12 protein-coding genes are annotated in these 14,787 nt (G+C 55.0%); 7 read left to right on the forward strand and 5 right to left on the reverse strand.

All coding sequences use genetic code 11. The annotated features are described in order from the left end of the window. Window positions 1-145 precede the first annotated feature (145 nt). Complete coding sequence (locus CTZ24_RS22405) at window positions 146-664, forward strand: SRPBCC family protein (protein WP_208726608.1); 519 nt, start codon at window positions 146-148, stop codon at window positions 662-664. Between the two features lie 64 nt (window positions 665-728). On the opposite strand, the gene fhuE is transcribed toward CTZ24_RS22405, so the two are convergent. Together fhuE and CTZ24_RS22415 are read right to left on the reverse strand one after the other, a co-directional pair. Beyond that, window positions 729-2,927: a ferric-rhodotorulic acid/ferric-coprogen receptor FhuE gene (gene fhuE, locus CTZ24_RS22410; RefSeq protein WP_208725788.1), complete on the reverse strand. Its 2,199-nt coding sequence runs from the start codon at window positions 2,925-2,927 to the stop codon at window positions 729-731. A gap of 393 nt (window positions 2,928-3,320) precedes the next feature. After that, window positions 3,321-4,208, reverse strand: coding sequence for a LysR family transcriptional regulator (locus CTZ24_RS22415; RefSeq protein ID WP_208725789.1), 888 nt, complete (start codon window positions 4,206-4,208; stop codon window positions 3,321-3,323). A 125-nt stretch (window positions 4,209-4,333) separates the two neighbouring features. Between CTZ24_RS22415 and CTZ24_RS22420 the strand changes: the two genes are divergently transcribed. The 3 genes from CTZ24_RS22420 to CTZ24_RS22430 all read left to right on the forward strand — a co-directional run bounded on the left by CTZ24_RS22420 (window position 4,334) and on the right by CTZ24_RS22430 (window position 7,597). Further along, window positions 4,334-5,464 (forward strand): L-dopachrome tautomerase-related protein, encoded by a 1,131-nt coding sequence (locus CTZ24_RS22420; RefSeq protein ID WP_208725792.1) that lies wholly within the window; start codon window positions 4,334-4,336, stop codon window positions 5,462-5,464. Between the two features lie 271 nt (window positions 5,465-5,735). Next, window positions 5,736-7,031 (forward strand): CitMHS family transporter, encoded by a 1,296-nt coding sequence (locus CTZ24_RS22425; protein WP_208725794.1) that lies wholly within the window; start codon window positions 5,736-5,738, stop codon window positions 7,029-7,031. Between the two features lie 164 nt (window positions 7,032-7,195). Further along, entirely contained in the window at window positions 7,196-7,597 is a 402-nt protein-coding gene (locus CTZ24_RS22430) for an H-NS family histone-like protein (protein ID WP_208725796.1), read from the forward strand. A 144-nt stretch (window positions 7,598-7,741) separates the two neighbouring features. Here the strand turns inward: CTZ24_RS22430 and CTZ24_RS22435 are convergent, their stop codons facing one another. Genes CTZ24_RS22435 through CTZ24_RS22445 form a run of 3 tightly spaced genes read right to left on the reverse strand, consistent with a single transcriptional unit; the run spans window position 7,742 to window position 11,378 of the window. Then, the gene (locus CTZ24_RS22435; RefSeq protein ID WP_208725805.1) at window positions 7,742-8,941 is read right to left on the reverse strand and encodes an aminotransferase class I/II-fold pyridoxal phosphate-dependent enzyme; all 1,200 of its coding nucleotides are present in this window, start codon (window positions 8,939-8,941) and stop codon (window positions 7,742-7,744) included. A 15-nt stretch (window positions 8,942-8,956) separates the two neighbouring features. Further along, on the reverse strand, window positions 8,957-10,258 hold the full coding sequence (locus tag CTZ24_RS22440) for an LLM class flavin-dependent oxidoreductase (protein ID WP_208725807.1): 1,302 nt from the start codon (window positions 10,256-10,258) through the stop codon (window positions 8,957-8,959). Between the two features lie 49 nt (window positions 10,259-10,307). Further along, window positions 10,308-11,378 (reverse strand): iron-containing alcohol dehydrogenase family protein, encoded by a 1,071-nt coding sequence (locus tag CTZ24_RS22445; RefSeq protein WP_208725810.1) that lies wholly within the window; start codon window positions 11,376-11,378, stop codon window positions 10,308-10,310. A gap of 349 nt (window positions 11,379-11,727) precedes the next feature. Between CTZ24_RS22445 and CTZ24_RS22450 the strand changes: the two genes are divergently transcribed. The 3 genes from CTZ24_RS22450 to CTZ24_RS22460 are packed head-to-tail and all read left to right on the forward strand — an operon-like array spanning window position 11,728 to window position 14,740. Further along, window positions 11,728-12,273, forward strand: a complete 546-nt coding sequence (locus CTZ24_RS22450; RefSeq protein WP_208725812.1) for a GNAT family N-acetyltransferase — start codon at window positions 11,728-11,730, stop codon at window positions 12,271-12,273. Next, entirely contained in the window at window positions 12,270-13,424 is a 1,155-nt protein-coding gene (locus tag CTZ24_RS22455) for an amidohydrolase (RefSeq protein WP_208725814.1), read from the forward strand. Before CTZ24_RS22450 ends, CTZ24_RS22455 begins: the two co-directional genes overlap by 4 nt. Next, window positions 13,421-14,740 (forward strand): MmgE/PrpD family protein, encoded by a 1,320-nt coding sequence (locus CTZ24_RS22460; RefSeq protein WP_208725815.1) that lies wholly within the window; start codon window positions 13,421-13,423, stop codon window positions 14,738-14,740. The genes CTZ24_RS22455 and CTZ24_RS22460 overlap by 4 nt, the downstream gene beginning before the upstream one ends. The last annotated feature ends 47 nt before the right edge of the window (window positions 14,741-14,787 follow it).

Raw genomic sequence — 14,787 nt, forward strand, 5'->3', positions numbered from 1 at the left:
CGATGAATCGCGCCGCTACGCATGGAGGCACCCGGCATGAGATAAAAAACAGTGATATCAAATATCATAACTATCAATTTCACTTATATGAAAAACAGGCTCATGCTAATCCCATCAAAACACATGAGAGGTGATTACCATGAAAATGAATGCCATTGTCTGGCCGGAAGGCTTTATCCCCGGTTTTACCGATAACTACTGTTCTAATGAAGTGATTGTTGCGGGTCTGTCTGCCGCAGACATTTGGCCGCTGCTGGTGACACCGGCGCTGTGGCCGACCTACTACAAAAACTCCGCCAATGCCCGTTTCTACGACAACAAAGGACCGGTACTGGCACAGGATGATCGCTTCTACTTTGAAACCTTTGGTTTCCCGGTTGAAGCCCGCGTAACAGAATACGTTGCGCCGTCAGCCGATGAAGCGGGACGTGTTGCGTGGCACGGCTGGGCTGGCGAAGAAGGGGCGGCAGATCGCCTTGATGTGCTGCACGCCTGGCTGGTGGAAGATTTATCTGACAACCGTGTGCGCATCCTGACCCAGGAAACGCAAAACGGTAACCCGGCGAAAGAGCTGGCTAAAGCCCAGCCGAACCCGATGATTAATGGTCATCAGGACTGGCTGGATGGCCTGGTGGCCGCCGCCAGAGCGCAAAAAGGTCAGTAATATTCATTCGTCGCGGCGCGATTAATCGCGCCGCGACAGAAGACGCCGCAGAGGCGTCTTATTATCAGAAGCGGTAAGTCGCGCTGACCGAGAAGTTTCGCGGTTCACCGTAGACAATGCCGCCGCTGCCGACGTTGGTGTCGTACTCTTTGTCAAACAGGTTATTCAGGTTGGCCTGTAAGCTAACGTTTTTGGTGACGTCATAACGGGCAAACAGATCCACCAGCGTATAGCTACCCTGACGGGCACGCCAGGTGCCATTGCCGTCCGGACCACTCACATCTCCCCAGGTTTTTGATTGCCAGGTCGCGCCGCCACCCAGTGTTAACGCGTCCAGTTGCGGCAGGCGATAGCTGGTGAACAGGTTGAACGAGGTGCGTGGCAGCTGCGAGTTGTAGGCATCGCCATTACGATCTTCCGCCAGATAGGTGGTGCCGCCGAAGGTCATCTGCCAGTTATCGGTCAACGCACCATTGACTTCAAATTCGACGCCTTTGCTGACCACGCCATTCTTGCCTTCATAAATGGTGTTGCCGGTGCTGGCATTCACCTGCCCGGTGCTCACCGCAACATTGTCCAGCTCAGAACGGAATACGGAGAACGTGGTGGTCAGACGGCTGTTATACCAGTCCGATTTCACGCCAGCTTCGTAGTTTTTGCCAATCACCGGGGAGAGGTAACCACCGGAAGCATCCTGATAATCCTGCGGCTGGAATACCGAGGTGTAGCTGGCATAGGCTGACCAGTTATCCGAGATGTCATAAATCACACCACCATAGGGGGTGATGTTGTTTTTCTCCATCTCTGCACTCATGGTCTGGCGGTTCCAGTTGGTATAACGGGCACCGAGGATCACATGCAGTGGATCGGCCAGAGAAATGCGTGTCGCAAGATAGGTCGATTTCTGCCGCACCAGTTGGCTGTCGCTGGACTCGGTACGCGGGTTCCAGTCGGTTTCCGGGTACTGTCCGTTGAAATCGCTGTAGTCACCCAACTGGGTTGGAGAGATATTGTCCCAGGCGCTGTAGTATTTGTTGTCCTGGCGGCTGTAGCTCACGCCCACCATCAACTCATGCTGACGACCAAAGAGTTCATACGGACCGCTGGCGAAGGCATCCACCGCATCGACTTTACGTTTTCCGGTGTTATAACCGGTGCCACCGATGACTGGATAGTTGGCATACGGCGAGGTGCCGATACCGGTGGATTTATCGAAATAGCCATCGACATACAGCATCTTACTGTCGAGAAACATCTCGTTGTGCGTGCCGTTCAGCGTGATGTTCCAGCCGTTATCGAAGTTTTGTTGCAGATTAACAAAGACCTTTTTGTTCTCTTTGTCGTTATAGGCCCAGTCCGGCGCGGTGTTATAACCACGGCGGGTACGAATCTGCGTGCCGTCGGTGTACCAGCGCGGCGCACCACTCCACATCGGTGAATCAGTGTTAACCTGGCTGAATTCATAACCGACCGAGAGTTTGGTGGAATCGGTCAGATCGGCGTCCACCACGGCATAGACAAACTGTTTCTGGTTATTGTAACGCTCGATAAAGCTGTCACGGTCCTGATAACCCGCCACCACGCGACCACGCACGCGGCCATCTTCGCTCAGCGGTGCGGAGAGGTCAGCAACATAGCGTTGCTTATTCCAGCTGCCATAGCTGGCTTCAAGGCTGCCGGTAAATTCTTTGCTGTCGGCGTGTTTGCGCACCATGTTGATGGCGGCTGAAGGGTTGCCCGGACCGGTGAGCAGGCCAGTCGCGCCACGCACCACTTCCACGCGCTCATAAAGGGCCATATCGGTCTGCACATCGCCGAGGTTCCAGCGTGAAGCAAACGCGGTGGGAATGCCGTCGATCATGTAGTTATCAATCAGGAAGCCACGCGAATAGAACAGTGGGCGGTCCATATCCTGACTGACACTTTTGATACCGGTGGTATTTTTCAGCACGTCATTCAACGTTTGCAACTGCTGATCTTCCATACGTTGCTTGCTGATAATGCTGACTGATTGCGGAATATCACGCGCGGTCAGCGCCATTTTGGTACCGGCACGGGTCACAGGCACGCTGTAATCCTGTGCGCCCTGCTCCTGCTGGTCGGCATTCGTGGCACTGGCATTAACCGTCAGCGTTTGTTCTTTATTGGCCGTATCTGCCGCATGGGCGATACCCGAGGTAATCAACATCGCCAGCATTGACAACCGCAGCACGCGCTGCGAAGTCCGGGCGTGTTCCCTGACGCGCTTTTCTTCGAAAGACATAATATTCCTCAATTTTTTGTTATTAATGACGACATGCCCGCTGGCGTCTGCTGGCATCCGGCCATAAATAGCTGTTGAAGAATAACGGTCAGGAGGAAATAAGCGCCTGACTGTGCCGTCCCGGCACGTACAGTGCGACAGTAAAGATGTCGTTAAGAAAGCAAATGAGAAATATACGCATTAAGATTTTCATTGCAAGTAATTGTTTCCAGTTACGTAGAATTTTTTCGTGGAAAAATCACTTATTCTTCAATGATTAAGGAAAGATGAGAGTTTCTGATGGCAATCATCACTCAAGGAAAGCTCCGTAGCGGCGCAATTTATCGCGCGAGCCGTTTGCGTATTGAGGCAAAAGCGCGATAAATCGTGCCGCTACGGATCACGAAGATCGTATTACCAATGCCAGCGTTTTTCCGCTAAATCAACCAGTAAACGTGAGGCGGGGGAAAGCTCGCTCAAAGAGCGGAACTGCCAGCCAAAGGTTCGGGGCATGGTGACCAGCGGCAGAGGAATCTCCACCAGCGAGGCATCTTCGCCCTCGCCTTTCAGCAAACGCCGCGAGAGAAAACTCAGCAATTGCGTACTGGCGATGACCTGACGCAGCGGCGACAAGGTATTACTTTCCATTTGTACGCGCGGGGGCGCATAGCCTCCGCTGCGTAAACGTTGCTCCAGCCACTGACGCGTCGCCACCTGCATGGAAGGCAACAGCCAGTTAAATTGATCAAGCTGTTCCGGTGTCGGATGGATATTCGCCAGCGGATGCCGTTTGCTGGCGGCAATCACCACCGGATCGTCAATCAGCGGGCGGGTAATAAACTCGCTGTTGCCATCCGGCAAATAACCGAGGATGAGATCGATCTTGTTTTCCCGCAGCATTTTTTGCAGCAAGTCATTCATCCCCACGGTCACTTCCAGCCGTGCCGTTGGCGCTTTATGTAGCAAATCACGACTCAGCATTGGCAGCATAAATTCTGCCGCGGTGGCAGCCACGCCGAGGCGGATCACCCCCGCCGTCCCTGCCCCCAACGCCTGTAAATCCTGGCGCGTCACCTGCATCATGTGCACGACTTTTTGAGCACGTTCACAAAGTAGCAGTCCCGCTTCCGTCAGTTGCATGCCACGCCCGACCTTCAAAATCAGTCGGGTGGCGTAGAACTTTTCCAGCCGCTGCAAACATTTGGTCAGCGCAGGCTGAGTGATACCAAGGGATTGCGCCGCTTTACCCAGATGCCCGGTCTCCTTCACCGCCAGCAGATAATGCAGATCTTTCAGCTCCATTCATTCCCACCAGGAATTAATTGATAAAAATCAGAGAATATAATTTATCACTCCGGACTGCCAGGATGGAAAGACATTAACAACAGAGCAACAAATAACCTGCCATGTTCAGAAGGAAGATAAGGATGAAGCATTCGCTGCAAGCGCTGATCGCGGCGCTGACCGTAACCGTCGCCGCACCGCTACTGGCACAGGATACCCTGCCGGTTAAGCTACCCACCCAACAAGATAGCCGCCTGCAACAGGTGACCACCTCCCCACGGGTGTGGAATGGCATCACCGTCAGCCACGATGGCCGCATTTTTGCCTCTCTGACCCAATCGGAGGGCAGCGGTTTACAGCTGGCTGAAGTGGTGAACGGTCAGCTTAAGGCGTATCCCGATGCGGCCTGGAATCAATGGCAGAGCACCGATCCTGAGCATCATTTCTATCACGTTAATGCCCTGCGGATTGGCCCGGATGGCGATCTCTGGGTGATGGATGCCGGTAACAAAGGCATCGGCACCGGCGATCACGCGGTAGCAGGTGCAGCCAAACTGGTACGCATCAATCTGCAAAGCGGCAACGTGGTCGGCAGCTACGTGTTTAACGCTCCGGTACTGAAAGCCACCAGCTATCTGGATGATGTGCGTTTCAATGGGGATTACGCCTATCTGACCGATCCCGGTGCGGTGGGGTTGGTGGTGTTAAATATGAAAAGTGGTAAAAGCTGGCGCGTACTGGATGATCATCCGCTCTCTATCGATCATCAACCAATCTATGCCGACGGCAAAAAACTGTTCCTGCGCGATGGCCGTGAAAAACGTGTTGGCCTCGATCAGCTGGAAGTCTCACCTGATGGCAAATGGCTCTACTATCAGGCTATTCCCGGACCGCTGGCGCGCATCGAAACCCGTTATCTGAATGACGAGAAACTTTCACCGGCTGACGTGGCACTACACGCTGAGAAAGTGCGCGACACCTGGAGCACCGGCGGCACGGCGATTGACGCCGCGGGCAATATCTATGCCTCGGATATCAATACCCGCAGCATCAAACGCATTGCGCCGGATGGTGCCGTGACCACGGTGATTCAGGATCCACGCCTCGTTTGGATTGATGCGATGTGGATTTCTAAAGGGGCGTTATGGATGCCTTCGGCACAAATTAACCGCACGCCTGCCACCACCGGCGGGAAACCTTCAACCGTAGAATATCCGGTGAAACTTTATCGCCTGCCATTACCGATTGCGCCTTCACCACGCGATCACGGTTAATTTATGCGCCCGGTTGCAGTGGCCGGGCGTGTTTTATTTCTTCGCGATATGGTTGAGGAGCGCAAATAATACCGCGATAAATCATAACCTGAAGCGATTTTAATTTTATTAAAAATAAGAAGTTGCACGCATTTTTCCCATAAATGCACCTTGCTCTCGTCAAAATAATTTCCGGATAATAATGTCCGAATGATGAGGGGAAAAAAGGTGTGACTGAACAATAAATAGTCGTTTGTTTTTATACCCGAAACCTCTGAACAGGACACCTGCCATGCTGTTAATCCTCAGTGTGCTTATGATCGGCTGTTTTATCGGCTTATTAATGAGCAAGAAACTCTCCGCCTTAACGGCATTGATTATTATCCCAACAATTTTCGCGCTGTTATCCGGCCAGGGTGCGGAAATGGGTGCCATGGTGATTAAAGGATTACGTACCGTTGCCCCCACCGGTGTGATGTTGATTTTCGCCATGCTTTATTTTATGAGCGTCACCGATGCCGGAATGTTTGATCCGATTATTAAACGCATCGTATCCGCCGTTGATGGTGACCCGGTCAAAATATTTATCGGCACCGCCCTGCTGGGTTTTATTGTGGCGCTGGATGGTGACGGCGCAACGGTATATATGATTGTACTGGCGGCTTTTATGCCGATATATGAACGCGTTGGCTTATCAAGACTGAGTGTGGCCTGCCTGCTATTACAATGCACCGGCCTGGGGAATATGTTTCCCTGGGGTGGCCCGACAGCGCGTGCCGCTACGGCGGTGCATGCCGATGTTGCCACCTTGTTTGTGCCAATGCTGCTGCCGCTGCTGGCCTGCGTGGTCTGGACCTTTGTCATGGCCTGGTTGCTGGGCCGCCGCGAGCGCACCCGCATTGGGTTTCACCGCGGGCACTCAGCAACGCTGAGCGGATTGCAGTTTGAAGAGAAACCCTGTGTGGCCTGGCGTTTCTGGTTTAACTGGGCGCTGACAATCGCGCTCATGACCTTGCTGGTGCTGGATGTGGTGCCGATGGCCTATTTGTTTATGCTGGCAACCGCCATCATGTTCGTCGTGAACTATCCGCAACTCAGTCAGCAGCAGGAGCAAATTGCGCGCCATGCCCCGGCCATCCTCGCCGTGGCCGGGTTGATCTTCGCGGCTGCGGTGTTTACCGGCATCTTCTCAGAAACCGGTATGGCAGATAGCCTGGCAACCGCGATAGTGAACGTGATTCCGCCTGCGCTTGGCCCTTATCTGGCGGTAATTACCGCGTTAATAAGCATCCCGGTCACCTGGATGGTTTCCAACGATGTGTTTTATTTCGGCATGTTGCCAGTGCTGGTTCAGGCGGCAGGACATTATGGTATCGCGCCAATTGAAATGGCACGCGCCGCGTTGGTGGGACAACCGGTGCATATTCTCAGCCCGCTGGTTGCCTCAACCTATTTACTGATTGGCATGCTGAAACTGGATTATGCGCAAGCTCAACGCTTTACATTACGCTGGTCGTTTATAACCTGCCTGGTGTTATTGCTGGTTGCGCTGATTACCGGCTGCTTTCCGTTTTATCGTGATGCCTAAAATATCCTCGCTTTGAACGACGGGATATCAGGTTATAGTTTGCCATCCTGATATCCCGATATTTTTCAGGACTAATCTGGCTGCGACAGAATATTTTCTTTTGCCTTCATTTCCCGTAGAATGCCCTTTTTTGATTGAGTCATACCATTACTAAGGGTTTATTTATGAGCGATGCACTGAAGGCATTGAACAATCTTCGTACACTGCGTGCCCAGGCGCGTGATATTGAGGTTGAAGTTTTAAACGAAATGCTGGAAAAGCTCAGCGCGGTGATCGCCGAACGTCGTGAAGAAGCTGCGGCGGAAAATGCCGCACAGCGCGAGAAAGAAGAAAAACTGGCGCTGTATAAAGAAATGCTGCTTAACGACGGTATTGATATTAATGAACTGGCGCAATTAACTCACGGCGAAAGCAAACCTAAAGCAAAACGCGCACCGCGTCCGGCGAAATATAAGTTTACCGATGAAAACGGTGAAGAGAAATTCTGGACCGGTCAGGGCCGTACGCCTTCCCCGATCAAAAGCGTACTCGACGCTGGCGGTTCGCTGGATGATTTCCTGATCTAATATTCAGGGAAAACGCCTTGCTCCATCGTGGGCAAGGCTTGCCCTTCTCTTCCAGGCTACGTAGCGGCGCGATTTATCGCGCGTTTTTTTCCATCGTAAAGGTCAAAAGAGCGCGATAAATCGCGCCGCTACGGTGACGTGCAATTAAATCAATGCTGCACAGGCACGAGCAATGCGATGCCCTGCCTCGGTGACACTCGCAATATCCGTGGCAATCGACAGACGAAAATACGGCGACAAACCGTAGGCACTGCCGGCGACACCGGACACCCCACTTTCCAGCAGGTAGTTCAGCACATCATCTTCACTTTCCAGCCGTTTGCCATCCGGGCGGGTTTTCCCCAGCAGACCAGCACAGCGACAGAAAATAAAAAACGCCCCTTCCGGGTTAAGCACCTCAATACCCGGCACCTGACTCAGCGTTGCCATGATGGCATCACGTCGTTGCTGATACGCTTCGCGCTGCGGCGGCAGAAAATCCAGCCCCCCGTTAAACGCAGCGACCGCAGCGGCCTGGCTGATGGCGCTGGCACCGGAGCTGTTTTGCGACTGCACCACGGTCATGGCGCTGATCAATTTTTTCGGACCGGCGCCAAAGCCGATGCGCCAGCCGGTCATGGCATAGGTTTTCGATACCCCGCCGACCAGCAAGATGCGTGGTGTTAAATCTGGCGCAACGTGCAGCAGGCTAACGTGCTGACGACCATCAAACAGAATATGTTCATACAACTCATCCAGCATGATCAGGACGTCGGGATGATCGCGTAGCACTGCCGCCAGCGCGGTCAACTCTTCGTGGCTGTACACCATACCTGAAGGGTTGCCGGGGTTATTCAGCACCAGCCAGCGTGTCTTGTGGGTGATTGCCGCAGCCAGTTGTTGCGGTTGCAACTTGTACTGCTGCTCCAGCGGGCACGCCAGTAACACCGGCTCGCCACCGTTAAAACGCACGCTGTCCGGGAAGGTCGGCCAGTATGGCACCGGCACAATCACCTCATCGCCCTCGTTGAGGGTGGCAGCAAAGGCGTTGAAGATAACCTGCTTAGCGCCATTGGCGATGGCGATCTGCTCCACCTCATACGACAACTGATTTTCCCGCGCCAGCTTCTGCTGTACCGCTTTGCGCAGCGCCGTGGTGCCGGGCGTAGGCGTATAACGGGTTTCGCCCGCTTCCATTGCTACCACAGCCGCCTGGCGGATAGGGGCCGGGGTATCGAAATCAGGCTCCCCGGTGGTGAGGTCGAGAATATCCACGCCCTGCTCTTTAAGCTGGCGCGTCAACTGACGCGCCGCAGCATTGGCGGAGAGAGACACGGACTGCACACGCTTTGATAAGGTGACCATGCTGTTCTCCAGTCGTTACACCACAGGCAGGGCGAGGTTTTCGCGCAGGGTGGCAAATTCATACTCATCACGGAACAGGCCGCGACGACGCAACTCCGGGATCACCAGTTCAACGAACAGGTCAAGCTGCTCCGGCATAATCGCTGGCATGATGTTGAAGCCATCCGCGCCCCCCTGCTCCAGCCACAGCTGGAAGTCATCGGCGATATCTTCGGCGGTGCCGACAATCACGCGGTGTCCACGGGAACCGGCAGCAACCGCGGCCAGCTCGCGCAGCGTCAGGTTTTCGCGCTTCGCCATATCGGTCATCAGCTTGACGCGACTCTGGTTACCTTCACCCAGCGGCACTTCCGGCACCGGACCATCGAGCGGATACTGGCTCAGATCCATGCTGAAACGCAGGGAGAGCTGACGCAGACCGTTTTCGATATCCACCAGGGTGTTCAACTCTTTCCACAGCGCTTTGGCTTCTTCACGGGTGTGACCGACAATCGGCATCACGCCCGGCATAATTACCACATGGTCCGGGTTGCGTCCGGCGGCAATCACCTGATCTTTCTGCGAACGGTAGAATGTCTGCGCTTCTTCCAGGCTGGCTGCCGCAGTGAAGATTACTTCGGCGGTTTCCGCCGCCAGCTTCTGACCATCGGCAGAGGAACCGGCTTCGATAATCACCGGACGCCCCTGCGGCGAACGGGTGATGTTCAGTGGCCCCTGAACCTGGAAATGCTCGCCTTCGTGGTTGATCGGCTGGATCTTGTCATCAATAAAATATTGGCCGGTGGCTTTGTTTGGCTGCACCGCATCTTTTTCCCAGCCTTCCCACAATTTGTAAGTTACTTCGAGGAACTCACGCGCCCGCGCATAGCGCTCAGCGTGATTTGGCATATCGCTGCGGCTAAAGTTGCGCGCAACGTCGGTGGAGAAAGAGGTCACTACGTTCCACGCCGCGCGACCACGGCTGATATGGTCCAGCGAGGAGAAGCTGCGCGCCATAGTGAACGGGTCGCTAAAAGTGGTGGACGCCGTTGCCGCCAGGCCGATGCGTTTGGTATTGACCGCGAGGGCTGACAGCATGGTCAACGGCTCAAGGCGTGCCATAGTGGAAGGCAGGCGGTACATACTGGTCGCCAACGCATCGCCAACAAAAAACAGGTCAAATTTGCCTGCTTCCGCTTTTTTCGCGATGGTGATCAGCCAGTCGATATCGGTCGGATCGCCGAGTTGCTGCGTCAGACGCCAGCCACTGACGTGTTGACCAACGGGTTGTACAAAAAGGCCGAGTCGCAGGCGACGAGATGAAGTTGCGCTGTCCATAAAAGATGTCCTGGTCTGTAAAAGAGAAAATGTGCGCCGCAGCGCACGCTTAAAATGCGTTGTCGGTTGCCAGCAACGCCTGTTCCAGCGTCTCTGCGGACAGGCTAAACGGCAGACGTTCGGCACTGGCGGCCGGAAATTTAATTTGCTGCGCGATGGCACGAATACGCTCAGCGCGATCGCCGCTTAGCGGAGCCAGCGTCAGCGGCATATCGTATTGACGCAACAGCGCCAGCAATTCAGCATCCGGTACGCCATCATGTTCGATGAGCGACTGAACCAGCAGGCTGTAGCCGACCTTTTCGCCATGCAGCCAGTGATGCAGCTCCGGCTGGTGGGTCAGGCGATTATGAATGGCGTGAGCAAAACCTGGGGTGGGCAGCACGTCGCGTACGCTGTTCGCCAGCCCGGCCAGCACGATATTGGCATCAATGACTTTTACCAGCGCCGGGGTGACCTGCTGCTGCTGATTGGCGGCCACCGCCTCAGCGCCAAACTGACGAAAGGTATCCAGTGCGCGTAACGCGGTCATCACCTTGAGATCGAGCGCCAGGTCGTCGGGGTTGTGGCGTTGATAAGGGCGGAATTCGTAGTATTTTGCCAGCGCATCAACAATACCCGCCTTCAGATAACGGGCGTCGCTGCGCGCGATCACCTCACTATCTACCAGCACCAGTTCAGGCATTTTGCCAAGCGGCTGGCTGCGAACATGCCCGCCCTCCGGGGTGTAGATAATCGCGACCGGCGACCAGGCGGCACAGGTGGCGGCCAGCGTGGCGAAATTAATCACCGTCAATTCCGGCATCTGGCTGCCAACGGCTTTGGCGGCATCCAGCACGCGACCACCACCAATGGCAAACAACAGTTCCGCGCCTTGCTGCTCAACATTGTGTTGCAAGGTGGCGATGGCGTCATCGGTGCATTCACCGTGCAGATATTCCAGTTGCCAGCGAATGCCATGCGCCTCAAGGCTGGTGGTTAATTCTGGGTTCACCGCCTGCCAGGCGTTGGGAGAAGTGAAGATACGGATATGTGTGGCGTAAGGTTTAATAAACTCACCAGCGCGTGCGCGCAGGCCCGCCTCATGCGCATAGGCGCGCGGAGATTTAATCGCTAACACGGCGTTACCCTGATAAAAAGAAAGGCTATAACGGATAAAATTGAGTTGTTACAGAGAGTTAATGCGAATTTGTTATAGCGCTGTATGCTTTCTGCATACTACGGTAAATAAGGATTTAAGCAATAAAAAAGCGGTGATTTCATTTTCACAAATATGCATTAGCTTAGTTATTTTTTAGATATAGCGCGCATAGCCTTTGCTGTTAATCTCATTACCCTTCACGCGTGCCTTAATTATCATGCGCGTTGCCATAAATTCGTAGCGGCGTGATTTATCGCGCGAATCGCAGACCAGCGCGATAAATCGCGCCGCCTTAAACGCCAACAGGGCGGTTTTTCCGGGGAATACTATGCAACTCGATTTTCGCCAGGTCAGAGAAGACGAAGTTGAAACTTACCAGGCGCTGATGCATGCCGCTTACGCGTCCACCAAAGCACTGGGAATAAAATTCGATGCCGCCAGCGCCGATCTTGAAAAAACGCTGCGTCATCTGCAAAGCCACGGGGTGTATGGGTTATATGCCGATGGCGAAATGGTTTCTTCCATTACCATCCGCTATCCGTGGGGACCGCTACCCGGTCCGTTTGGCTTGCCGCATATTGGCTGGTTTGGCGCGCATCCCAACTATCCCGGTCAGCAATATGGTCGCAAGATTCAGGACTGGCTGGAGCAGGAGATCATCATCGGTCAGTTGCGCGCCCCAGCGGTATCGTTGGGGACCGCCATCAGCCATCCGTGGTTAAAGGAAATGTACCTGAAGCGTGGCTTCCAGCCGATGCATACCACCGACCTGGGTAAAGGTCATATCACGCTCTATATGAAGAAAGTGCTGGATGAAAGCGCACATGATGCCTGGCTGACGCGCCAGGCATCACAACAAGGGAACAAGGCATGAGTACCATTGATGAATCCGCGCTGGGTGACTATCTCGTCACTTTCCGCCAGGAATTGCACCGTTTTCCAGAACTGTCTAACCAGGAATTCGAAACCACCGCGCGTCTGCGCCAGCAACTGGAACACCATCAGATTCGCATTCTCGATTTGCCGCTGAAAACCGGCCTGGTGGCTGAAGTCGGCCCGCAACAGGGGCTGTTGATAGTGCTGCGATCCGATATCGATGCCCTGCCGATTGAAGAACAATCTGACGTCAGTTTTCGTTCCGAACGACCGGGCGTCATGCATGCCTGCGGTCATGATTTCCATAGCTCAGCCGCGCTGGGCGCAGCAATTTTGCTTAAAAAGCAGGAAGCCACCCTTCCCGGCCGCGTGCGTATCTTGTTCCAGGCGGCGGAAGAGACGGGCCAGGGTGCCCCGGACGTGATTGCCACTGGCGCATTGCAGGATGCTGTGGCCATTTTCGGCATCCATAACGATCCTTCATTGCCGCCCGGCGTCATTGGCAGCAAAGCCGGACCTCTTACCGCCGCCGTGGACCGTTTTGATATCACCATTACCGGCACCGGCAGCCATGCTGCCAAACCGCATGAAGGTAACGATCCGATCATCGTCGCCGGGCAGATTATCGCGGCGGCGCAAACGCTGATCAGCCGTAACGCCCCGTCGGCTGATAATGCCGTGGTGTCGATTACCCAGGTTCACAGTGGCAGCACCTGGAATGTGATTCCCGACAGCGCCTGGCTGGAAGGCACGGTGCGTTCGTTTTCGCAAACCACCCGTGAACGGCTGGAGCAGCGTTTTCGCGAAATCGTGCAGGGAATCGGTGCCGCCTTTGGCGTAGTGGTGAAATTTAACTGGCATGCGGGGCCGCCGTCGGTGGTCAACGATGCGTACTGGGCCGATTTTGCGTTACAGCAGGCCAGCGCCAGCGGTTTTGAAGCCCGCGTAGTGGAAGCCAGCCCGATTGGCGAAGACTTTGCCTTCTATCAACAGCAATTACCCGGCGCCTTTATGATGATTGGCACCGGTGAGCCTTATGCGCTGCATCATCCGGCATTTCGCATCAACGATCAGGTGTTGCTGCCGACGTCGCGTTACCTGGCAAATCTGGCCGTGGCCGCATTGCTCAGCCTGGAGCCACAGCCATGACCCTCACACGCGCGTTGGCAGAACGTATTGTTCACAGCCAACCCGATTACCTGGCGCAGACCAAAGCGCGCGAAGGCATACGTGATTTCCTCGCGGTGAGCTGGCCGGTGCTACGCGGCCAGGTACCGGACAGCGGCTTACCGGCGCTGCGCACCGTTTACGGCGATGGCAGCATCCGTTCCCAGGCGTTGTTACTGGGCTATGCCAGCCATGCGCTGGATTACGATGATTTCCATGCTGATTTTCGTGGCCATCCCAGCGTGGTGATCCTGCCGGCGTTGTTTGCCTGGCATCAGCACCAGCCACAAGCCACGCCTGAGCAGTTCCTCGATGCTTACGCCATCGGCGTGGAAGTAGCCGGACGGCTCGGTCTGGCGGCCAGTCAGCAACATTACGCGCTGGGATATCACAACACCGCCACGCTTGGCACCCTCGCTGCGGCTGCCGCGCTGGCCCGTTTTCTGCGGCTGGATGTCGCCGCAACCGCGACCCTGTTGGGCATTGCCGCCACCCAGGCGAGCGGCTTACGGGCGCAATTTGGTTCTGCCATTAAACCGTTGCACGCCGGATTTGCGGCGGAACGGGCTGTTGCAGCGGCGCAGCTGACGCTGGCCGGAATCGATGGCAAACAGGATGGCGTGCTTGAGGCTTTCCTCGCGGCCAGCAGCAACGGTCAGGCACAGCCGGAAAAGCTGTCAGAAAACTGGGGCACTCCCTGGCGTATCATCACCCCGGGGCTGGAGTTCAAACCTTTCCCGACCTGTGCCGGGACTCACAGTGCCGCCGAGGCTGCGCGCTTATTAAGGCAGGAGTGGCTGGCAAGCGGGCAACCGCTGGAGGCATTGCTGGATAACATCGTCGATATTAGCGTCGCGTTCCCGCCGGGTGGCGATATTGCGGCGTCGATACAAGTGCCAGCCAACGGCATCGAGGCACGCTTCAGCCTCGAATATGTTATCGCCGCAATGTTGATGTATGACGACCTGCGTCTGGAGGATTTTGCCGAAGGCGACCTCAACCATAACGTGATGCCGCTGGCGGCAAAAGTACGGCGTACGCCAGATGAATCCGCCCCACCGGATGCAATTAACCCGGCGCTGCGCTTTCATGAAGTGACATTGTCACTGAAAAACGGCATGCAACTGCGTCAGCGTCGTACCCGGCAGGAATCGCTGGCCGATGCGGTAGATGTGGCGGGCAAACTGCGTCTGGCGCTGAGGCAGGAAACGGCAGAACGCCAGGCTTTGTTGTGGCAAAGCAGTGAGTTAAAGACGTCAGCAGATTTGCAGGCGTTGGCAGACGTGTTGCGGGGATAGATGCCTGTCATCAAGTAACAGCGCGATAAATCGCGCCGCTACGTGAT

This window comes from Pantoea phytobeneficialis (assembly GCF_009728735.1).
GTDB lineage: Bacteria > Pseudomonadota > Gammaproteobacteria > Enterobacterales > Enterobacteriaceae > Pantoea > Pantoea phytobeneficialis.

Bases quoted from the DNA above. Each gene is read 5' to 3' on its own strand.
- CTZ24_RS22405 (WP_208726608.1), top strand. From the start codon at position 146: ATGAATGCCATTGTCTGGCCGGAAGGCTTTATCCCCGGTTTTACCGAT.
- fhuE (WP_208725788.1), bottom strand. From the start codon at position 2,927: ATGTCTTTCGAAGAAAAGCGCGTCAGGGAACACGCCCGGACTTCGCAG.
- CTZ24_RS22415 (WP_208725789.1), bottom strand. From the start codon at position 4,208: ATGGAGCTGAAAGATCTGCATTATCTGCTGGCGGTGAAGGAGACCGGG.
- CTZ24_RS22420 (WP_208725792.1), top strand. From the start codon at position 4,334: ATGAAGCATTCGCTGCAAGCGCTGATCGCGGCGCTGACCGTAACCGTC.
- CTZ24_RS22425 (WP_208725794.1), top strand. From the start codon at position 5,736: ATGCTGTTAATCCTCAGTGTGCTTATGATCGGCTGTTTTATCGGCTTA.
- CTZ24_RS22430 (WP_208725796.1), top strand. From the start codon at position 7,196: ATGAGCGATGCACTGAAGGCATTGAACAATCTTCGTACACTGCGTGCC.
- CTZ24_RS22435 (WP_208725805.1), bottom strand. From the start codon at position 8,941: ATGGTCACCTTATCAAAGCGTGTGCAGTCCGTGTCTCTCTCCGCCAAT.
- CTZ24_RS22440 (WP_208725807.1), bottom strand. From the start codon at position 10,258: ATGGACAGCGCAACTTCATCTCGTCGCCTGCGACTCGGCCTTTTTGTA.
- CTZ24_RS22450 (WP_208725812.1), top strand. From the start codon at position 11,728: ATGCAACTCGATTTTCGCCAGGTCAGAGAAGACGAAGTTGAAACTTAC.
- CTZ24_RS22455 (WP_208725814.1), top strand. From the start codon at position 12,270: ATGAGTACCATTGATGAATCCGCGCTGGGTGACTATCTCGTCACTTTC.
- CTZ24_RS22460 (WP_208725815.1), top strand. From the start codon at position 13,421: ATGACCCTCACACGCGCGTTGGCAGAACGTATTGTTCACAGCCAACCC.